General features: G+C 52.8%; 18 protein-coding genes and 2 pseudogenes. 4 read left to right on the plus strand and 16 right to left on the minus strand.

Going from position 1 to position 20,171, the window contains the following annotated elements; genetic code table 11:
* The first annotated feature begins 91 nt into the window (after positions 1–91).
* Positions 92–265, plus strand: coding sequence for a hypothetical protein (locus HBA55_RS12075; protein ID WP_166991170.1), 174 nt, complete (start codon positions 92–94; stop codon positions 263–265).
* Between the two features lie 478 nt (positions 266–743).
* Here the strand turns inward: HBA55_RS12075 and HBA55_RS12080 are convergent, their stop codons facing one another.
* Positions 744–1,148, minus strand: a complete 405-nt coding sequence (locus HBA55_RS12080; protein ID WP_166991173.1) for a transposase — start codon at positions 1,146–1,148, stop codon at positions 744–746.
* Positions 1,149–1,370: 222 nt separating this feature from the next.
* On the opposite strand from HBA55_RS12080, the gene HBA55_RS37215 reads away from it, so the two are divergent.
* Positions 1,371–2,384 carry an NAD(P)H-dependent oxidoreductase gene (locus HBA55_RS37215; protein WP_206019764.1) on the plus strand — a complete coding sequence of 338 codons (1,014 nt, stop codon included), beginning with the start codon at positions 1,371–1,373 and terminating at the stop codon, positions 2,382–2,384.
* Between the two features lie 198 nt (positions 2,385–2,582).
* Positions 2,583–3,120: pseudogene (locus HBA55_RS12090) on the plus strand (IS6 family transposase).
* A 471-nt stretch (positions 3,121–3,591) separates the two neighbouring features.
* Here the strand turns inward: HBA55_RS12090 and HBA55_RS12095 are convergent.
* From HBA55_RS12095 to HBA55_RS12110, 4 genes are all read right to left on the minus strand, one after another.
* A complete protein-coding gene (locus HBA55_RS12095) occupies positions 3,592–4,482 on the minus strand; it encodes an alpha/beta fold hydrolase (RefSeq protein ID WP_166991176.1) in 891 nt (296 codons plus the stop codon).
* A 176-nt stretch (positions 4,483–4,658) separates the two neighbouring features.
* Positions 4,659–4,961, minus strand: a complete 303-nt coding sequence (locus HBA55_RS12100; RefSeq protein WP_166991179.1) for a reverse transcriptase domain-containing protein — start codon at positions 4,959–4,961, stop codon at positions 4,659–4,661.
* On the minus strand, positions 4,954–5,202 hold the full coding sequence (locus HBA55_RS12105; RefSeq protein WP_166991183.1) for a hypothetical protein: 249 nt from the start codon (positions 5,200–5,202) through the stop codon (positions 4,954–4,956). The genes HBA55_RS12100 and HBA55_RS12105 overlap by 8 nt, the downstream gene beginning before the upstream one ends.
* Positions 5,203–5,453: 251 nt before the next feature.
* Complete coding sequence (locus HBA55_RS12110; RefSeq protein ID WP_166991186.1) at positions 5,454–7,043, minus strand: FadD3 family acyl-CoA ligase; 1,590 nt, start codon at positions 7,041–7,043, stop codon at positions 5,454–5,456.
* Between the two features lie 269 nt (positions 7,044–7,312).
* Here HBA55_RS12110 and HBA55_RS12115 point away from each other — a divergent pair, with 269 nt between their 5' ends.
* On the plus strand, positions 7,313–7,996 hold the full coding sequence (locus HBA55_RS12115) for an IS6 family transposase (RefSeq protein ID WP_166991189.1): 684 nt from the start codon (positions 7,313–7,315) through the stop codon (positions 7,994–7,996).
* 623 nt (positions 7,997–8,619) lie between these two features.
* Here HBA55_RS12115 and HBA55_RS37430 read toward each other — a convergent pair.
* From HBA55_RS37430 to hisD, 11 genes and pseudogenes are all read right to left on the minus strand, one after another.
* Positions 8,620–8,856 (minus strand): annotated as a pseudogene (locus HBA55_RS37430) (IS6 family transposase); the annotation flags it as partial.
* A 153-nt stretch (positions 8,857–9,009) separates the two neighbouring features.
* Complete coding sequence (locus HBA55_RS12120) at positions 9,010–9,741, minus strand: sulfite exporter TauE/SafE family protein (protein WP_166991192.1); 732 nt, start codon at positions 9,739–9,741, stop codon at positions 9,010–9,012.
* Positions 9,742–9,841: 100 nt separating this feature from the next.
* Positions 9,842–12,025, minus strand: coding sequence for a TonB-dependent receptor (locus HBA55_RS12125; protein ID WP_166991195.1), 2,184 nt, complete (start codon positions 12,023–12,025; stop codon positions 9,842–9,844).
* 44 nt (positions 12,026–12,069) lie between these two features.
* Positions 12,070–13,701, minus strand: coding sequence for an AMP-binding protein (locus tag HBA55_RS12130; protein ID WP_166991198.1), 1,632 nt, complete (start codon positions 13,699–13,701; stop codon positions 12,070–12,072).
* 257 nt (positions 13,702–13,958) lie between these two features.
* The gene (locus HBA55_RS12135) at positions 13,959–14,996 is read right to left on the minus strand and encodes an AraC family transcriptional regulator (protein WP_166991200.1); all 1,038 of its coding nucleotides are present in this window, start codon (positions 14,994–14,996) and stop codon (positions 13,959–13,961) included.
* Between the two features lie 280 nt (positions 14,997–15,276).
* Positions 15,277–16,047: a transporter substrate-binding domain-containing protein gene (locus HBA55_RS12140; protein WP_166991203.1), complete on the minus strand. Its 771-nt coding sequence runs from the start codon at positions 16,045–16,047 to the stop codon at positions 15,277–15,279.
* Positions 16,017–16,436 (minus strand): nuclear transport factor 2 family protein, encoded by a 420-nt coding sequence (locus tag HBA55_RS12145; protein ID WP_166991206.1) that lies wholly within the window; start codon positions 16,434–16,436, stop codon positions 16,017–16,019. Before HBA55_RS12145 ends, HBA55_RS12140 begins: the two co-directional genes overlap by 31 nt.
* Before the next feature lie 82 nt (positions 16,437–16,518).
* Complete coding sequence (locus HBA55_RS12150) at positions 16,519–17,046, minus strand: ester cyclase (RefSeq protein WP_166991209.1); 528 nt, start codon at positions 17,044–17,046, stop codon at positions 16,519–16,521.
* Positions 17,047–17,210: 164 nt separating this feature from the next.
* Complete coding sequence (locus tag HBA55_RS38030) at positions 17,211–17,915, minus strand: LuxR C-terminal-related transcriptional regulator (RefSeq protein ID WP_166991212.1); 705 nt, start codon at positions 17,913–17,915, stop codon at positions 17,211–17,213.
* 84 nt (positions 17,916–17,999) lie between these two features.
* Entirely contained in the window at positions 18,000–18,749 is a 750-nt protein-coding gene (locus tag HBA55_RS12160; RefSeq protein ID WP_206019766.1) for an SDR family NAD(P)-dependent oxidoreductase, read from the minus strand.
* 5 nt (positions 18,750–18,754) lie between these two features.
* Positions 18,755–20,035 carry a histidinol dehydrogenase gene (hisD, locus tag HBA55_RS12165; protein WP_166991215.1) on the minus strand — a complete coding sequence of 427 codons (1,281 nt, stop codon included), beginning with the start codon at positions 20,033–20,035 and terminating at the stop codon, positions 18,755–18,757.
* Positions 20,036–20,171 lie beyond the last annotated feature (136 nt).

Consider the following 20,171-nt stretch of genomic DNA (forward strand, 5'->3'; position numbering starts at 1 on the left):
ACCTTCACTCGGAAACTGATGCCATCAATACTAGTTGTATTTTATAACTATATCAAGTTGATATTAACTTACTGCGGCAGAGGAGAGCGATATGAGCCGGACGATCGACAAATGCTACAGCTTTCCCCTCCCCATTGAGGAAGGGCCGCTAACCGCCTTCCGCCGCGCGCTGGGTGAACATTGCGCCAGTCGATTGGCCCCGCCGACGTATATCATGGCCACAGACCACTACGACCCCTATTTCGCTCGTCGGCCAACTGGTTAGCAACGCCGATGGAGAGCCTGTTTCATGTGAAGCATGAGTATCGAACTTTTTTCTCCATTGAAGCCGGTATTCGTCTGACCGCCATAACAAAGCTGGGTAAACGTTGGGAAAAATAGCCGGAAAGATTGAATTTATTGAGACCTTGACTGAACTTTCGGATGAGCACGGGAGGCTATTTTCGCGATCGAGTTGGGTGGATGCGAGCACAGAGACGACACATTCCGCTCTGACCAACAGGCAAACCCAGAAAGACTCTCCTGACACGACGGCCGCAGGTATCCCAAAGGTTAAGACCGAGGAAACTATCTCCAATCTCTAGATATAAAGACTTTTTCTTGTCTTTCCCCCGAACACAAGATATTTCCCGGGCCAGGCGAGTTAACACCCGCACACCATCATTCAATAAACTACTGTCAGAAGGTTCATGGATGTCCGCATCAACCACGATACTATCAACGCGAACCGTCTCACAATTCTCTCACTCCTCGCTCAGAGCATGGCGAACGATGGTTTGATTTACTAACTCCCAAGTCTCCGACTTTATGCGGCTGATATTAAATTGCATCGCTGATTTCTTGGGTATCAAGCCTGCCGGTAACCGGGCAAAGCTACGAAAGCTTGAGCTGTCTTCAATATGAAAGGCCAATGCCTGATAACTCAATTGACGGTGCTGTTTCAGCAGCGCACAGTGCAGTACACTTTCGGCCGACATGCCGATTCTACCGGTGTCCTTTACGCCCACCTCAAATACGTCAATCTCAATCATTGGCAGTAGTTCTGGCAACTCATCCAGAGTGACAGAGATCTCCTCCAGCTCACGACCAATCTCGTGTTGGGAGTAAAAATCGAATTTACTTGCCTGAGCGTTGCGGGTCTCTCGCATCGTAAATCCTCTTTTTTGTAGGTAGTTAATGGGTTTGGTCGCGTCTTAACATACTAACTTTTAAGGGGATTTTTTATACCCGCAGAATAATATTTCCTTATTTTTCAATGTGCTAGAGTTCCCGGATGCGCACTATCTAACATTGCTTGCCTCTTTCAGAAACTAATTGCATTGTTTTTATAAGTGCATATCCGCCGGCTCGGCCAGGCGTTTCATCAGGTTTTGACTGACCATCTCCCTCTCAAACCTCTCGCGCCGCACCGGGTCCGTGGGCAGTATCATATCGGTGGCCAGGGCTACCTTGCCATCCAAATTGAATTTACTCTGGTTTTTCGTAACAACCTTCTTGTCACCTGCCATCTACGCAGTACTTGTATTTTACAACTTACTCAAGATAAAATTACACGAGGCATTAAGGTGTGCTGGCCATGTGACTTAAATACCGAGGCCACAACCCAGCGATGCGTTACCGATAAGCTCCAAGCCATTGGCGGGCGCTTCCTGGCCAAGGTTTGGCCCGATGACCGACTGTATACCGACATTTACTCAAGTGTCGATGACAACCGCAAGGTAGGGGCGATCACCAGGAGCCAATATGGCGTGGTAGTGTTTGCCGGATGGACGCGCTACGCGGGCCATCGCGAAAGCGATGTGAAACCACATTTGCCAGCTATCAATGACCAAGCAGGATTTCTCACTGTGAAAAATGTTTTAGTTGTACTCTCACACCCCAACTTGGAAAAGTCTAAAGTCAACAAAGTGCTAACCGATGGCATTACCGGCATCGATGGCGTCACCATTAAAGATATTTATGCCGAATATGGCGACTTCGCCATAGATGTCGAGCGGGAACAGCGCGATTTAACCGCGCACGATATCGTTGTGTTGCAGTTTCCGCTTTACTGGTACAGCTGCCCGGCGCTGCTGAAGGAGTGGCTGGACAAGGTGATGGTGAGAAATTTTGCCTATGGAAAACACGGCAAGGCGTTAGTCGATAAAAAACTGATGTTGGCGGTGACCGCCGGAGGCCCCGAAGAAACCTACCGAGCAACTGGCAGCAATGAATACCCAGTAGAGGAGTTTTTAAAGGTATTTGAGTTGACTGCAAAATTCTGCAGCATGAGTTACGACAAACCCCTGATTCTGCACAATACCTATCGGATAACCGATGAGGATATCGCAGCGCATAGCAATCACTACCGGGATCTCCTTTCCACCTACGTCGCCAGCGAATGACCCCCATAGGCTTTTTTGCGATTAACCATTCATGCGCATTGATAGCAAATGAGGTAACAATCCATGAACACCGCGCATTGCATCTCCGGATTGATTGCGCGAACCGATTTCGATCCGGCTTTATTCCACGATGTAACCTTCAGGATCTGTCGAAAATGGATTGTTGTGGTAACATCTCAGCCCATTTAGGGACGATCGATGGGCACAATTTCATTCAAAGGCAGGCATTTTCGGCGTGAAATGATTCTTCAATGTGTTCGTTGGTGCCTCGCCTACGGCTTTAGCTATCGCGATCTCGAAGAAATCATGGAAGAACGCGGATTTTCAGTTGATCACAGCACTATTCATCGTTGGGTAAATCACAATTCGACTCTGCTTTTGGCAGAATTTCGGAAGAAAGAACATTCCCCTGTAGGTCGTTGGCGGATAGACGAAACCTATCTCAAGGTTCGAGATCAGTGGAAATACTATTACCGCTGCAATCAAACAGTACAATGCTTCTACTCTCAAGAGAGTCAACATTCGCCAATCCAAATACCTTAACAACGTGGTCGAGCAGGTTCAACGACTGATAAAAAGAATAACCAGGCCAATGCTTGGGTTCAAGAATTTCTTCAATACACTACTAACCTTAACGGGAATCGAGCTGGTTCGAATGATAAGAAAATCGCAGATGAGAAAACAAGCGGGAGCGTCAAAGACTCCCGCTGAGACTTTCTATGGCTTGGCAAACTAACCAGACCTGTCATTTGGAGGCCTGACACCCTTTGAGACGGAGCCTGCCAAACTCACCCAAAGTGTAGGCGAGCCCGGCCTAGCGGGTTGCCTTGGACAGCGGAGCCTATCGCTGCTGATAGCGTCTCCGTTTTTGTAAACCTGAACGTCCAGGTTCGGCAGGTCCACCGCGTTCGGATCTATCTTTTCCTCACCAATGACATACACGCCGCAGGATGCGTTGTCGGTCACGGTGTCCTGGATCTTAATCTTCCAATCGTCGATACGGGAGTCGACAATCTCGAAGCAGGGCATAATGCACTCGGTGGCTCGCAGGACATCGGAAATGCGGTAGGCATCTTCAATAGTAATATCCGCATAGCTGTCGGTCGGTGGCGCGAGCGTGCGGCATTCGCGCAGGGCGTTGTAGAGTTCATGCTGAGTTCACAGCGTTGCTCTTCTCTCAGGCTCATGGTATTTCAATTCTCGGCTATCAGGTGTTCTGCAAAAATTCCACGCTGCGTTGGTTAAATAGTTCCGGGTGTTCGATCATCACCCAATGGCCACACTTGCTAAGGGTGATCACTTGGGCGTTGTTACAACCGGTTACCAGTTTTTCCGCCCCGCTTAGCGGGCAAAAACGATCATTGGCACCCCAAAATCCCAGTACCGGGCATTGGATGTCGCCCAGACGGTCAGTCAAGTTAGGCGTACTCATACGTGTGAAGACACTGGGCTTTTGGGTTTTTAAAACGCGGAAGCGCTCCTCGATCAACTCATCAGTGATATGCTTGGGGTCGAAGACAATCAGCTTCAGCACTTCCTTCAAGTAGGTCGGGGTAAATTCCGGTGACCCCAAAGGTACCTTGGTCATGGCCTGGATACCTTCCATATGCTGGCCGTAATAGGGTTGGTCTTCGAGAGCGCCGCAGCCCATCAATATCAAGTGACTCACTCGTTCTGGCTGGGCCAGTGCAACGCCAACACTAATGGCTCCGCCAAGGGAATTACCCACCAGTGCAAACTGTTGCAGGTCCATCTTGTCGGCAAACTCCAGTACCACCTCGACAAAAAAATCAAGGGTGTAATCCAGTTCGGGCTTGTCGCTGTCGCCAAACCCGGGCAGGTCGGGAATAATCACGTCGTAGCCGTTGTTGGCAAAAAATGCGGCATTGTAGCGGAAATTCAACCAGCCGCTGGCGCCAGGGCCACTGCCTTGGAGGAACAGCACCGGGAAACCTTCTCCCATAGTGGTGTAGTGTAGTTTGATACCGCTATTGAGTGTGAGGTATTGGCTTTTGGGTTTTTGGTGTGAATTGTTGGGTAAACGGCGGGATTGCTCCTCGCCGCTCCCCGCAGATCCGGACGTGCGCGATTGACGCATCCCGCTCCTCATTTCATCACTTTCGCAGGTTGAGTGGTCTTGATTTTTGCTATTGGTAGTTCGTACCATTCGTATAACCTCTTTGTACGTTCGGGTGTTGGGTCAGGCCAAAACTCGAAACCGTTTTGTCAGTACCTCCATCACTCGGTCCATGTCCTTTTGGTTTCTCAAAATGATCACACCGTCGTCGGCGAACCGAACGAATGTGGCCTTATTGAGCAGCCGTGGAGCCGCCTGCTCTTCAAACCACTCGTCCAGAACATGATGTAGATACACATTTGCAGGATCGGTGAGATGACGCCACCTTGAGAGGCACCTGTCTCCGGGTAGTGAATCTGGTTTCCTTCCAGCACTCCGGCTTTTAACCACTTATTAATCAGGCGTAGTATTACGCCGTCACCTATTCGCCGCTGGCGTAACTCCCTTAGCTTGCTTTTGTCCATCTCATCAAAGAACGATTTGATGTCCAATTCAATCACGTAACCTCCCTCTGCTTCGCTCAACTCGTGACATACGGTATCCAGCACAAAGCGCTGCAGCGGACTGTTGGTAAAAATGGTGCAACCGCCACATATTTTTTTGCAGTTCCAATACTTCCGCCAAACAGGCGTCTGGCACCGCAGCCGATTCATAACGGTACTGGATTCGTGTGTTTATATCAGTGGCCTGGCCTTCGCGGGCGTCGCTCATCAGCTGCTCGAAGTTGGCAAGCAACTTCATTTTTTGCTACTCAACCAAGGCTTGGGCACGGGCGACGGCCATTCGCGCATGGGGGTCTTCGGCGGTTTTGGCGCCGTCGTTGGTGCCCACACGCTTGGAAGCCATCGACCGAGCGGTGGGTGCGGTACTCGGGGACGAAGGCGTTTTCCACCACAATATCGTTACTGCCGGTGCCCTGGAGGCCGAAAGTGTACCAGGTATCCACAACCTTGTAATCGCTCTTGGGTACCAGGAAGGTGCCCTATTCTCTATTAGTTGCTCACAATCTTTTTCAATTCGAGTTTTGACACTTTCCCCGAGGCATTCAGGGGGAGAGCGTCCACAAAACGCACTTGGCGCGGTACTTTGTAATTAGCCATCTTCTCCCTGCACCAGCTGATCAGTTCACTGTTTTCCAATTGGGTTCCCGGCTTTAACACCACAAAGACCATGGCCACTTCACCCATGCGATCATCAGGTACGCCGAAAACGGCGTTCATGGTAATGTTCGGATGCCCGTTGATAATGTTTTCGATCTCAGTGGGGTAGCAGTTAAAGCCGCCGGTAATAAACATATCCTTTAGGCGATCTGTGATGCGCAGGTTGCCCTGCTCGTCCATCACACCGATATCGCCAGTGTGCAGCCACCCCTCACTGTCGATGGTTTCGGCAGTAGCGGCGTCATTGTCAAAGTAGCCTTTCATCACGTTAAAGCCGCGCAGCACGATTTCGCCAGGTTCGCCGGAGGGCACTTCGTTGTTGTTACCGTCCACACAGCGCAATTCGATATCGGGAATGGCCCGGCCGGAGGTAGTGGCGATGGTCTCGGCGCTGTCGTCGGGGCGGCACATGGTGGCCATGCCGCAACTTTCGGTCAGCCCATAGGCGGTGATTACGCGCTCGAAGCCCAGGCGGTCTTTCATCTGGCGGATCAGCTCGATGGGAATGGCCGCAGCCCCAGTGGCTGTGCATTTGAGGCTTGAAATATCAAATTTATCCAGTTCTGGATGAGCGAGCAATGATTGGAATAACGTTGGCGGACCGGGCAGCACTGAGATACGTTCGGTGGCGATGCGTTTCAATATTTCCCTGGTATCGAATACTGCATGGGGCAATAGCGTTACCCCTTTGATCAGGCAGACCAGGATTCCGGCCTTATAGCCAAAGGTGTGAAAGAAGGGATTGATCGCCAAGTAGCGGTCGCCTTCGATAACCCCCACATTCTCGCCCCAGTTCTTGAACGCGCGCAGGTTCTGGGCATGGCAGGTCATAACGCCCTTTGGGTTACCGGTGGTACCGGAGGTAAACAGGATATCCGAAATGTCATCGCCGCTCACGTGTGCCATACGCTTGTCGACGGTTGTGGCGCTCGTCCTGCTCCCCTTCTCCAGGAAGGACTGCCAGCGTGTATGGGGGGTAGCGCTATCGCGGAAAACCACAATCTCTTCCAGTGCAGGCAGTTCTTCGTTGGCCAACATGGCCGGGTAGTCGCAGTCTAGGAAGTTGCCGACGGAGAACAGCAGTCGAGCCCCGCTGGTGCGCAGGATATAGGCGGTTTCGCTGCCTTTGTTGCGGGTGTTCAGGGTTACCAGAATAGCACCAGCGCATTGGGCCCCCAGTGCGGCAATGACCCATTCCGAGATATTGGGAGCCCAGACGCCTATACGGTCCCCAGGTTGGATGCCGTGGTCTATCAGGGCTGCGGCCACCTGACGAGTCTGTACGGCGAAATCACAAAAACTGAGCCGCGTCTCTCCCTCCTCAATAAACAACTGCTTACCAAAACGCTCGGCGGCCGTGGCGATCAGTTGAGGGATCGTGAAGGCAGTACGGTTTGAAGCTGGATGCAATTCTGGGGGCATACTGGGTTCTCTGACCTTAAGGCGCTTTGTTCCTAAGCTGCAAAAGGTATAGGAATGCTTTCGGGTTGTCATAGTCCTGTTGGACGATGAGACCTATAGGCAAAGCACCGACAATTACTCAAAAACTGCGGAATTAGTGATTTGATCCTATAGAGAAGTTTTGCAGGCTCCGTCGCAAAAAACTCGGTCGGGTGTCAGGCCTCCAAATGAAAGGGATCTGTCGCAATTCTTCAGCTATGGTAGAATCCTGCCCCTTTTGGGGACGACAGATGTGCTCGATTTCATTCAAAGGCAGGCATTTTCGCCGCGAGATGATCCTTCAGTGTGTTCGTTGGTACCTCGCCTATGGATTGAGCTATCGCGATCTCGAAGAAATCATGGAGGAACGTGGGTCTTCAGTTGATCACAGTACCATTCATCGATGGGTATCTCATTATTCGCCTTTACTCTTAGCTGAATTTCGTAAAAGAAAGCGTAACCCTGGGACTCGCTGGCGGATGGATGAGACTTATTTGAAGGTCAAGGGTGAGTGGAAATACTATTACCGTGCCGTCGATCGAGATGGTGAAACCGTAGATTTTCTGTTGACTTCGAAACGAGACAAGAAATCTGCATTGCGATTTCTCTCCAAAGCTATCGGCAATAACGGTAGACCCAGTCTGATTAATATCGATAAAAGTGGTGCCAATACGGCAGCAATCAGACAGTATAATCATGACACTGGAAAGAGGATTAAAACTCGACAATGCAAATATCTGAATAACGTGGTCGAGCAGGACCACCGGTTGGTCAAACGGATAACCAAACCCATGCTTGGATTCAAAAATTTCTTCAGCGCTCAACGCACGCTTGCCGGTATTGAACTGATACGAATGATCAGGAAATGTCAGATGAGAAAACAAGCGGGAGTTTCAAAGACTCCCGCTCAACTCTTCTATGGTCTTGCAGACTAACCGAAAACATAATTGACGAAGCCATTTCCTTGGACGCTATTTGCGACAAAGCCCTACTACGGACGTTCCGCCAGCCTGCCTGTCATCGGGGTCATGCTCCCTTAGCATGCAGACAGACCTTCCCCGGTTTACCTATCTGAACTCAAACGTATTGGGGTGGATGCCGATCGCAGTCTTTAACCTTATCGTGCTGTAAGGTGATGATGCCTAAACGTAGAATTGTGTTATTACGTTTATCCATTACGGAACACATACATATTACTCGGTAAATCGGTATCCCTACGCCTACCTGTAGTAGGGATACGGCGTCATACTGCCTGTTAACTCGTGTAGGCAGTGGCGACGATTCAGCCCATAGATACGGATTAATCGGTTCATGTTCTTCATCCGTCCAATACTCAGTCTAGAGAAGCATCTTGGCTTAACGAATTCGCCTCACTTCCCATTGTCAGCGGGTTACATCACCTCACCAGCATACGGTGAGTCACTGCCGCTCAGACTCATATGCCTGCACAACCAAGCATAGCCATATACGATTTAGCTCTTGCCGTTTCGCATATGTATTTCAGATAGACTCGTGGTCCATTCAAGCATCCGTGCTTGCCCTGAACTCCGGGCACACGGTAGGTTTCGTCAAGTCGGACCCTGCCACCTGGACGACGTTTCCTTTTCTGGAACTCTTTCTCAAGCAGTGGAGAGAACTTGAGAACCCAGCGATTGAGGGTGCTGTGATCCACGTCAATACCGCGCTCTTTCATCATCTCCTCGATGTCACGATAGCTTAAGCAGTAAGCAACGTACCAACGAACACACTGAAGAATAACGGTTTTGGGGTAGCAATAGCCTTTGAAACTGATCACAACAATTCTATCCAAACATCAAACGACGAATTGTACGCCAATCAGGGCTGTAGATGCGACGCAACCCTTTGGCAATGTAGGCCATAGGTGCCACTGAACCACTTCTTATTCTCAACGATAGATGCGACGCAACCAACAGATTTCCCGGCCAGCTCAGGAACTGAAACTCACCCAAGACAACCACAACAACCGCAGCGCGAACGCCGTCAATAGCCACTGCATCAGCTGCCGAAAATGCGCCTCAGACACCAGCGTCAACCAGAGCTTGCCCAACCAGGTGCCTGCAAAACCAAAAGCAATCGCCACCGCAATGGCCAGAAAATAAGGGGAATAATCAAATCCCACCCAAATAAACCCAATGGTTTTGAACACCGACATCATCAGCAAACTGCCGGCAATCGTTGCGATTACTGCATGTCGGGTTAACTGACTGCGCAGCATAATGCCCTGCATCAGGCCACCCAATCCAGTGATGGTGCTCAACCAGGTATGTACTGCGCCTACCCAAATAAATGGCTGCGGTAAGGAAATGGAAACTTTGATGGGAGGGCACCAGACGACCACCAGCAGCATACAGCCCAGCACTAAGGTCAGGGTCTGCTCGGAAAGAAAGCTGAAGGCCTGAGCGCCGACCAGTGCCCCGACCAGCGAACCGATCATAAACGCACGGGTGATGGGCCAGTCGAGATGCGCACGGAAGTGCCAAAGGCGAGACAACTGACCACCCAACATAAACACGCCATTGAGTGGTACCACTACGGAAATCGGCAGAATCAGCGTGGTGCAGGCGAGCAAGACCACACCTCCACCCATCCCGGCCAAGGTACTGACCACAGCCGCCACTAAACTGAAAAATGCCAATAACAGGAGTTCAAACTCGCTCAAATCCACCTCACGCTGCTACCGACCGATACCCGGCCCAGGGGGATTGAACCACATTTCCCCCCTGGTGCAACATGAGAAATATCAAAAAGCAGAGTAGAAATCAGTACTCGTAGGTCACTTCCACACCCCAGGTTCTCGGAGGTGCCGCATACTCAATCTGGAACAGGCTGGTATCAAACCCCAATGGTGCATAGTACTCGTTCTTCAGGTTTTTACCGAACAGCGAGACTCTGACACTGTCATCCGGTGAGGTGTAGGTCACGCTGGCGTTATACACCTCATATTGATCGAGGGTGAACGAGTTAATCTCGTTGCCCGCCCGTTCGTCGGTAAACTGGTAGGCACTGCGGAACGTCAGCAGCCCCGCATCCCCCAAGGGCAGATCATAGGTAAGACTCAGCGAGCGATTCCATTCCGGTACACGTACCAGATCCAGGTCCTTGGCGATCTCGGGGTCGGCGCTGCCATCACCGTTCACATCCAGCCCTTCAAAGGAGTCATACTCCGCCTGGGTGTAACCTACGCTGGCAATCAGCACCAGCTGCTCTGTCAGCAGCCAGGTAAAGTCCACTTCGCCACCCTGAATAACTGCGTCGGCCGCGTTCAGAATTGTCTGACGCGCTTCCTGATCGAGCACCGTGCGTTGCAAGTCGGAAAATTCGTTACGGTACAAAGCCACATTCAGGCGACCGTTACCGTCAAGAAAGTCCCACTTCAAGCCCAGCTCCTGTGCCTGCACCTCTTCCTGATCGTAAGGTCCTGCGGGGGTAGTCGGCGAACCATTGCGAAGGTTAAAACCGCCGCTGCGAAAGCCTTTGGTCCAGGAGTAGTAGAGTTGAGCCTCTTCCGCCAGGCGCCACTGCAGACCCACTTTGGGTGTGAAACTGGTCCAGCTTTCGTCCGGGTTTTGGGAGTAGGTACACTCCGTCACCTCGAAGTTGCATTCCCCCAGACTGGCGATCAAGGCATCCTTGTCTTCGCGGGTGTAACGGCCGCCGAGGGTCAGCGACCATTCATCCGATAACCGGTAGTCCCCCTGAATAAAGGCACCCATCGCCGAATGCTCGAGTTTGCCGTTGGCCGCCTGCAGCACGGCACCACCGAAAATAATGCGCGATTCGCGATAGTCCACATCCTGATCGAAATAATAGAATCCACTGGTAATATCCAGGCGTTCGTTGATGCTGGCCGCGTAGACCAATTCAAAACTCAGCTGATCCTGTGTCGCACCACTGTGGTCCGAGAAGTGGAAAACAGGCTGATCGGTGCCGTCGATATCCGCCCCCATACTCTGTTCGAAATCCCGCCAGGCCAATGTGGTGGTAATACTGCCCTGCTCCAGATCCCACACACCTTCGGCAATCACTTGCTTCCATTCGATGTCGGATTCCGCAGCAAAGTCGTGGGGCAACATTTGATCCTCTTCGACACTGACTTGCGCGCTGCCGGTTTTGTCAATAGTGCTGTTGGCAGGGGCACCGTCGAGCGTTTGATCACCAATTTCTGCAATCAGGTTCAGTGTGAAATCGTCGGTGGGTGTCCAGGTGGCGCTGGGGCGTATCACCAGAGACTTTTCGTCGCCGACTTCGTTACCGGTCGCATCGTTGTCGAAGTAGCCACTGTGATCCTTGCTCAAGATCGCAATCTTGGCCGCCAGCTTGTCTTCAATAAGCGGTGCTTCTGCAGCGATCGAGAGGTCCCTGCGATCATAGTCACCGATGGCGGCCTTGACCTTAAAGCCGTATTCGCCGGTGGGTCGTTTGCTTCTCAGCAAGACTGCACCACCGGTTACGTTTTTGCCGAACAGTGTGCCCTGGGGGCCGCGCAATACCTCAACGGATTCCAGATCAAAAGTATCCGTGAGTGTGCCGTAGGGAATCCCCAGGTACATGCCATCCACAAACACACCGACGGCGGGGTCGTCTGAAATCACACTACTGTTAACACCCATACCACGAATAAAGAACGATGCCGCTCCAGGAACGGTGCCTACCGGGTCGAGTGCCACGTTGGGGGCCATGGCGCCCACTTCGGTCAGATCCTCAACAAAGGCTGCCTCCAGCTGCTCGGAGGACAATGCCGACACTGCAACGGGTACATCCTGAAGTTCCTCTGCAGCGCTCTTGCGGCGCGCCGTGACTTTAATCTCTTCAAGCATGATCTGGGCAGCACCCCTCTTGGGTGTTGCCTTGGCCTCTTTTTCGGTTTGTGCCAAAGCCGTCGGCAGGTATACACCACAGGCACAAGCTATGGTCAGGCTCAGTAAGTGTTTTTTCGTTTTCATCGCTCTTTCTCTCTTCGTTTGTTATATCTATTGTTCAGCGCTGATCAAGCCGATAGCAATTGATAGCGCCCCTTTTCAATGTCTTCTTTGAGTTTGAATTTCTGAATCTTTCCGGAGGCGGTTAAAGGCCATTCACTCACCCCCACCCAGTAAGTTGGCGTTTTTTGGCTGGAGAGCTTTTCCCGGGCGTATTCGCGTAGGTGCGTGATTGGCAGTTCCTCACCACCGTCTTCCAATCTGTAGAAGCAGCAGGCCAGTTCTCCCCACTTGGGATCGGGTACACCCACAACCGCTGCTTCGGCGATGTCGGGGTGGGTGACCATGGCATTTTCGATTTCTACCGGGAACAGATTTTCGCCTCCGCGAATAATCATCTCTTTGACCCGGCCGGTAATCTTTAAAAAGCCCCGCTCGTCCATACAGCCCAGATCGCCGCTGTGTAACCAACCCTCGGCGTCGATGGTTTTTTGAGTGGCCTCGGGGTTGTCGTTATAAGCGTGCATGACGTTGTAGCCACGGATGCAGATTTCTCCGACGGCATTGATTGGCAGCACAGAATTGTCTGAGGGATCACGCACCGAGACTTCAGTATGAGGCAAAGGCTGACCGGTGGTGGTGGTAAGATCGTCAAAGCTGTCGTCGCGCCAGGCCTGTACCGCCACCGGTGAGCATTCGGTCTGCCCGTAGAGCACCTGTACGGCAATACCCCAGCGCTCCATGGCTTGCTCCACCAGTGTCGGGGCCACCATGGCGCCGCCGGAAATAACTGCACGCAACGAGCTTAAATCCCGCCCGGAAACGGCTTGCTCTTCCAACAGCCCTACTAACATGGTGGGCACTGCGAGAAAGCTGGTCACCTTCTCTTGTTCAATCACCGCATTGACCAAAGCGGGATCGAACTGGGCCACCAATACAATACTGGCTCGCACATTTAACGCCGCCAGGGTTCCAATACCGCAACCGCCGGTATGGAACATCGGCATAAAGTTCATCCACACATCCTTGTCGGTTAAGCCCATGCGATCGCCAATTAACAGTGAGTTATTGAGCAAACCGCGATGGTGCAAAATCGCCCCTTTGGGAAAACCGGTAGTTCCGGATGTGTATTGAATCTGGATGGGGTCTTCTGATTTTACTTCGGGTAAATCGGCCTCAGGCGCGTGTGCTTCGCCTGATCCGAACAGTTCTTGAGGGTCCAGCATATTGACCAGGTCCTGCAGCTGCGATTGTTGCTGCTGAACCTCTTTGACGATGCCTTCGATGGGATTGCCGCGATAGCTGGGCACATAGAAAAGTGCAACCGCGCCGGACTGCCCCACCACATAGCTGATTTCCGATGATTGGAACGAGGGGTTTACCGTGACCAGTACCAACCCCGCCATTGCAGCGGCGTATTCCAGAATCACCCATTGCGGAATATTATGGGCGCATACCGCGATGCGGGTTCCTTTTGGATAGCGACCGGCCAACCGGCGGGCCAGGGTTAACGAGGTTTCGTAGAGTTCACCATAATTCCAACGGCGGCCGATGGAGCCATCCAGGCACATCTCGACCAGTGCCGTTTTGTCTTTCGAATCTTCCGCTGCCTGTTGCAGCGCTTGCCCCACGGATTGGGTCAGCAGTGCCGGCCCCGGTTGGGCGGGAAAAAAGGATTCGGTCAACTCAACTCGATACATAGGGTTTACCTTCGCTAAATGTCTGTCGTTATGTCGGTGATTGTTATCTTGGAAATGTATTTAAATGGTAGAACTTGCGCCGGGCAGGGGTAAGCTCATTTCGCGCAAAGGAAGGCTCCGAATGCGCAATTTGACCATTGATCGCCGGGAGGATTGCTAAGCCGTAACCCTCCAGTGATAGTGGCACGAGGTCTCGGTCGGAGCCCGCTGCTACGCGATTTTGAGGTGATGACGGGGAAAGAGGCTTTATTGGATAGTCAGCAGGCCGAGGCACTTTGCCCCATACCGGGAATCAATTTTTCCCGATATTCAGAGGGGGTATCACCGGTCCAGCGGCGAAACGCACGGGCAAAATTACTGGGGCAGGAGAAGCCCAGGCGATAACAGACTTCATTGATGGTCAGGCGTTCGTCCGCCAGGTATTTGTCGGCCATATCCCGGCGCACCACATCGACAATTTGCTTAAAGCTGGCCCCCTCTTCCTGCAAGTGCAACTGCATGGTGCGAACACTGACATTCAGAGACTTGGCGACAAGCTCTTGGGACAAATCCCCCTGAGGCAATTGTTTAAGGACTTTCGAGAACACCTGTGCAGCAAAATTGACGCGGCTGGAGCGGGCCAGCGCTTCAATCACAAACTGCTCGCACACCACCGCAAAGTCCGGGTTGGCGGTGGGCAGCTGGCGCTCAACATCCTCCCGTTCGAAGATAATCAGATTGCGTTCACGATTGAAATGAACGGGGCATCCGAAGTGCTTCTCAAAGGCATCAGCGTCGACAGGAGCGGGGTGAATAAATTCGATTCTGATGGGCGCAAACGGTCGCCCGAACAGCTTGCCGACAAACCGCATCACCATGGCAAAGAAGGCGTCGTAGGATTGATCTTCCGGCCGCGCCAGAATCGGGATGGACGCCAGAAACAGTTCGTAGCCCTCGGCGGTTTGCAAAAGCGCTGTGGTGCCATTGTCGGACAGCAGGCGAAAGTAATTGCAGAGATATTCCAGTGCCTCACCCAAACTGCTGCTGTTGAGCATCAGCGGGCCCAGGGCATTAAACGCGGTGTCGTGAATCTGGGAACCGACCCGAATGCCCAGCAATGGATCCCTGGTTACCTGCATCGCGGCGCGCCACAAGGCGCTGCTGCATTTGCCGGGTACGCGTCCATAAGAATCCGCCAGCAGAGCGCGGGTTATTTCGGCCTGCTCTAACAGGGGTGCGACGTCATAACCGCTTCTTTCGAGGTAGAGTACCAGAGACCGAACGTAGCAGCTGCTGACGGTAAGATGCTGTTTCATCAACGGTGCCCCCGGATTAACACTGTCATTTACGATATCCCTCTAAGTATCGGGTGAAGTCTGGTTTTTCTCCACTGCGGATGCGGAGGCATCCAGACTCAGATGCGCGCTACCCATATCCAAGTGCTCCAACCACCGGACCAATATTGATCTCAACTCAATATAATCGGTATTTGTGCCTAACAAGGAATAGAATTTCCCGATCATAGGCCAATTGAAATATGACTTCAAGGTAGGAATAGGAGTTTATTGAGCTTAACTCAATTAGTGCTTTAGAAATTTAATTGAAGGGGTACTCAAACCCCCAACGCTGGTACAGTTGCCTGACGGACTTACCGCCCTTGATCTCCGCCATCCGCTCATCCCACAACTTCCGCAGCGCCCTGCCACGAGCATTGCTGCCAAAAGCGGGATAGAGCTTTAGCTGCAGGAGCTCGCGACTTACCAGCCCCACCGCCTCCTCCCTGTTCTCAGCGAGAGTCGCGGTCATATCAAATTGATCGTCGAGAAAGAAGTCAATACGCCCGCGATGCAGCATTCTCAACATGCTCTTGCGTGTGCGCAACTCTACCTTTCTGATGGGAACATCGATATAGCGGTCGTAGGTATACCCCTTGATCCAGGCGACTTTCTTGTTGGCCAATGACGACAGCCCATCAAAACCCTCCAACCTGGATTCCAGGAACATGGCGCTCACTACGTCAAAATCAAAGTGATGCTCCGGGTAGATGGCGAACCGCTGCTCGTTCATGTAGGAGCCCAGCCAGGCGTCCGAGCGGCCGCGCTGAACGTGATGCACCGAGGCATCGTAAGGAAGAATTTGGGTATTTACCCGAATACCAACAGGCTCATAGACCAGACGAAACAACTCCCAGTAAAGGCCGGTGCCGTCACTGCGGGTGGCATCCTTCCAGGCTTCGCTGACCAGGTTGATGGAGTTGATTTGAAGGTTATGCGCCGCCTGCTGCTGTGCGGCGGCATCGACCAGCGGCCAGCACAGCAGCCAAAGCCAAAGGGGGACTAGGCCCAGCCCAGCTCGTTGAGAGTCCACGGGGCGTTCCACACTTTAACCATACGGCATACTTTACCACTGTCATCGAGTGTCAACAGGTACACATAGTGAGCGCGCGCAGTTTTGCCCGTTGGCGGTACCGGCCCGCCTTCACCGTTGTGGGTACCGGTAAAGGTGCCAAAGAACATGGCGGTGCGGGTGGATTCATCATAGGAAGAGGCATTGATCTCATAACTGCAGCCGGCCAGCGGACCGGAACCCAACCCTGCCATCCACTCGCAGTAGGCTTCTACGGTGCTGATATCCGTCAGCGGTTCGCATTGAGACTCAAAGGTTGCCCCGTCGGCAACATATTCTCGGCACCCTTCCCATCCCCTTAGACTTTCGCAAGCGTGGAAAAACGCGCTCGCCGTTGCAAATGCATCCATTGAATTGGCCTCCAGAGACCTGTTTGGTTGTTATCGCCAACGGCGACATCAGTTCAAAGATTAGTCTATGAAACGCCCGTTATCACTCTCCGTTTTGAACCGGCATTTTGCCGGAATCATTGCGCTCCCAGCCAAATCCATTAAAGGGGTCCACACCCAGCTGCTGCATCACATAGGGGAAGTCCACCATCACCCAGTTGTCGACAATTTTGCCGTCACGCACCTTCCAGAAATCCATGTATCGGATCTCCACGCGTTTGTGAGTGGGCTCAATGCCCATAAAGGTGCCTGAGTGCACCGCCTCCTGGCGTCCAAAAGCCGCACACCATTCCCCCTGGGTAATGCGCGCTTCGTCGATGCAGACCTTGTCGGAAAACGCCGCCTGAAACGGCCGCTGCCAATTGTCCTGAAACTCCTTTAGACCCTGTTTAAAACCGCAACCCGCATTGCCCATCCAACGGAAGCTTTCGGAAAAGAATCTCCCCATGTTATCGATGTCGTGGTCGTTCAGCCCATCCACCATTGCATCAATGGCATTGAGAGTATGCTCGGTCTTGCTCAGATCGTTGTCTTTGGTCAGATAACCTTGTTCGGGTCGGGCGCCTGCCATGCTTTGCTCCTCTCATTGAATCAGTGTTTTATCAGTTCTCAGCTTAGATCCTCCTGGTGATGACCAGTAGGGAGAATGCCCACCGGTTTATGTGTTTTTGCACCTTTAGCTGGCGCTCACCCATAAACCGGGCCGAAACGAGAGAAGCAATAATGCGATGGGCTTTAGCTGATGTCCGGCAAGACCCTGGACAGCAGCTCGGCGCGGGAACTGACGGAAGCCTTGCGGAACACGTGCTGGAGATGAGTTTTTACGGTGGCCATGGACAGGTTAAGTTCACTGGACAGCTGTTTGTTGGTGGCACCGGTCATCAGCAGCTCCAACACATCCAGCTCCCGGCGGGTAAAGCCGTATTTGTCTTTCAGGGATTGGCGCTGCCCCACGCGCTTTGGCAGGTACACAAGATTGAGCGAATATTCCAGAAACGGTTGCAACCCCCTTAGCAAAACCAACTCCTGCTCACTGAAGGGCTCCATGGATTCCTGTCGCAGGCAGCTTAGCACCGCAATGACCCTGCCCTCCTGCCGCAAAAACATATCCGCTACATAGCGGTGATCCCTGGGCTGCATAAAGTCCTGAAAATAGACCGTTTGGCGAAGCTGATGAAACGGCATCAAAGAATCGATGGTGACCACCCGATCTTGAGTTCCGTGAAATTTGCGGGGGTCGAGGGGATCGAGCGTCTTAAAGCGATCCTGGTATTCCCGTTCCATCTCTGCATCCATGTTATACAGCGCAACCCCCTGCTCACGCAGATCAGGATCGAGCAGATAAAAAACAGCGGAAGTGACGGGAATCAACTCGTAAATAAGCTTTAGGGCTTGCTGCTGGAATTGATCGGGAAAGGCGGAATGCTGGTTGGCGGTCACTGGTGTTCACTCAGGATCTGAAATCCTGGTCAGTATAGCGAACCGCCACCGGGAAGATATAGGAGGTTTAGATGAGTATCGGACTCAGGTCAGCGGCCGACCTCCATCCACCGGAAACACACATCCTGTGTTAAAGGTCATTGTCGTCGCCAGCGCGATCACTGCGTTAGCCACATCCTCGGCCTGGGCGATGCGCTTCAGTGGTGTTTTGTCTTTCTGCTCCTGCAGGTAAGCCGGGTCTGCGCGCTTGGCGTATTCGCCATCCACCCAACCCGGCGCCACCGCCACAACTCGAATGGCAGGCGCCAGGGCACGCGCCAAAGACATTGTCATCGAATTCACCGCTGCTTTGGAGGCGCAATAGGCAACGTTGCTGCCCACGGCGGTGGTACCGGCAATAGAGGAAATATTGACAACCAATCCGTCTTCGCTGCTTTCCAGCTGTGATCGGAACGCCCGTACGCAGGCGAAGGCACCCCGAACGTTGGTGGCAAAGATCTGGTCGATAACCTCATCGTCCAGCGCGTCCAGATCGTCGTGGGGCACAACGCGGGTCATCCCGGCGTTATTGATGAGTATATCCAGACCGCCAAAACTCTCGGCCACCTCTTTGGCAAGGTCCTGCAATGCAGCGCTGTCGAGAACAGGCGCCAGACGTGCGATATGACCGTCGCCGGGCAGCTCATCACACAGCGCCTGAGCCTTGTCACGACTGCTGTTGTAACCGGCGATAACACGAACGCCCTGCTGTGCCAACGCCCTGGCAATGGCTGAACCGATACCGCCCGCGGCACCCGTGATCAACGCCACCTTACCTTGCAAAGAGGTGCTCATAGCCTTTAGTCCTTCTTGTAACGTCTAACCCGGATATCCGCCTGTGCTTTGTGCCCTGCAAAGCCTTCCAGCGCGCAGAGCCTTGAGCAGTATTCACCGATCTCTACCGTGGCCTCCGGCGATACCTTCTGGTAGGTGCAGGTCTTGATAAACTTGCCCACCCAAAGACCGCCGGTGTAGCGAGCGGCCTTGTTGGTCGGCAGGGTGTGGTTGGTACCGATGACCTTATCGCCGTAGGAAACATTGGTTTCCTGGCCCAGGAACAGGGCGCCGTAGTTAGTCATGTTGTTGAGGAAGTAATCCGGATCCTCTGTCATCACCTGAACGTGCTCGGAAGCAATGTCGTCTGCCACCTGCACCATTTCTTCGTAGCTGTCGCAAACAATCACCTGGCCGTAGTCGGCCCAGGCCTTTCCGGCAATCTCTGCCGTTGGCAGGGTTTGCAGCTGGCGCTCGATTTCTACCATGGTGTCTTTTGCCAATTGCTCACTGTTGGTCAGCAGAATGGCCGGAGAGTTGGGACCATGTTCCGCCTGCCCCAACAGGTCGGTCGCGGCCAGCTCTGCATCGCAACCAATTTCGTCGGCAATCACCAGAGTTTCAGTGGGACCTGCCAGCAGATCGATACCGACCCGGCCAAACAACTGGCGCTTGGCTTCTGCCACAAACGCGTTACCCGGACCAACGATCATGTCGACACCGGCAATAGTCTCGGTGCCCAGCGCCATGGCGCCAACGGCCTGCACACCACCGAAGCAGTAAATTTCATCGGCACCGGCCAGCGCCATGGTAGCCACGATGGCCGGATTGGGCTCGCCATTGAACGGCGGTGCACAGGCAATCACACGGGGCACACCCGCCACCTTTGCCGTCGCCACACTCATATGGGCAGAGGCAACCAGCGGGTACTTGCCGCCGGGAATGTAGCAACCCACACTGTTCATGGGCAGGTTCTTATGGCCGAGAATCACGCCTGGACGGGTTTCCACTTCCACATCGAGCATGGATTCGCGCTGGATGCGGGCGAAGTTCTTTACCTGCTCCTGAGCGAACTTAATGTCGTTCAGGGTTTCTTCGGAGAGGCTGTCGATGCAGGCCTGGATCTGCTCATCGGAAAGACGGAACGACTCAGGTGACCACTTGTCGAATTTTTCCGACAGTTCGCGCACTGCCACATCACCGCGCTCAGAAATATCCTTAAGGATATTCTCAACGGTTTCTCGCACTTGAGTGCTGGTCTGCAGCGCTACTTCTTCGGAAATACCTTGTTTCAGGATTCTGGCCATCGATTGCTTCTCCAATATCTCTCGGTTATTCACGTTGTTGGGTAAAAAATCGGGTGCAGACAGGATCTGGGACCCGGAAACAGTTTTGCGTATAAGATTTTGGTACACACTTATTGAATTCGAATGCAACCTGTCT

Source organism: Pseudomaricurvus alkylphenolicus (assembly GCF_011683955.1).
In the GTDB taxonomy this organism is placed as follows: domain Bacteria; phylum Pseudomonadota; class Gammaproteobacteria; order Pseudomonadales; family Cellvibrionaceae; genus Pseudomaricurvus; species Pseudomaricurvus alkylphenolicus.

Excerpts from the sequence above, each read along its gene's own strand:
- HBA55_RS12075 (WP_166991170.1), top strand. The coding sequence starts at position 92 with ATGAGCCGGACGATCGACAAATGCTACAGCTTTCCCCTCCCCATTGAG.
- HBA55_RS12080 (WP_166991173.1), bottom strand. The coding sequence starts at position 1,148 with ATGCGAGAGACCCGCAACGCTCAGGCAAGTAAATTCGATTTTTACTCC.
- HBA55_RS12095 (WP_166991176.1), bottom strand. The coding sequence starts at position 4,482 with ATGCGTCAATCGCGCACGTCCGGATCTGCGGGGAGCGGCGAGGAGCAA.
- HBA55_RS12105 (WP_166991183.1), bottom strand. The coding sequence starts at position 5,202 with ATGAAGTTGCTTGCCAACTTCGAGCAGCTGATGAGCGACGCCCGCGAA.
- HBA55_RS12110 (WP_166991186.1), bottom strand. The coding sequence starts at position 7,043 with ATGCCCCCAGAATTGCATCCAGCTTCAAACCGTACTGCCTTCACGATC.
- HBA55_RS12115 (WP_166991189.1), top strand. The coding sequence starts at position 7,313 with ATGTGCTCGATTTCATTCAAAGGCAGGCATTTTCGCCGCGAGATGATC.
- HBA55_RS12125 (WP_166991195.1), bottom strand. The coding sequence starts at position 12,025 with ATGAAAACGAAAAAACACTTACTGAGCCTGACCATAGCTTGTGCCTGT.
- HBA55_RS12130 (WP_166991198.1), bottom strand. The coding sequence starts at position 13,701 with ATGTATCGAGTTGAGTTGACCGAATCCTTTTTTCCCGCCCAACCGGGG.
- HBA55_RS12135 (WP_166991200.1), bottom strand. The coding sequence starts at position 14,996 with ATGAAACAGCATCTTACCGTCAGCAGCTGCTACGTTCGGTCTCTGGTA.
- HBA55_RS12145 (WP_166991206.1), bottom strand. The coding sequence starts at position 16,436 with ATGGATGCATTTGCAACGGCGAGCGCGTTTTTCCACGCTTGCGAAAGT.
- HBA55_RS12150 (WP_166991209.1), bottom strand. The coding sequence starts at position 17,046 with ATGGCAGGCGCCCGACCCGAACAAGGTTATCTGACCAAAGACAACGAT.
- HBA55_RS12160 (WP_206019766.1), bottom strand. The coding sequence starts at position 18,749 with ATGAGCACCTCTTTGCAAGGTAAGGTGGCGTTGATCACGGGTGCCGCG.
- hisD (WP_166991215.1), bottom strand. The coding sequence starts at position 20,035 with ATGGCCAGAATCCTGAAACAAGGTATTTCCGAAGAAGTAGCGCTGCAG.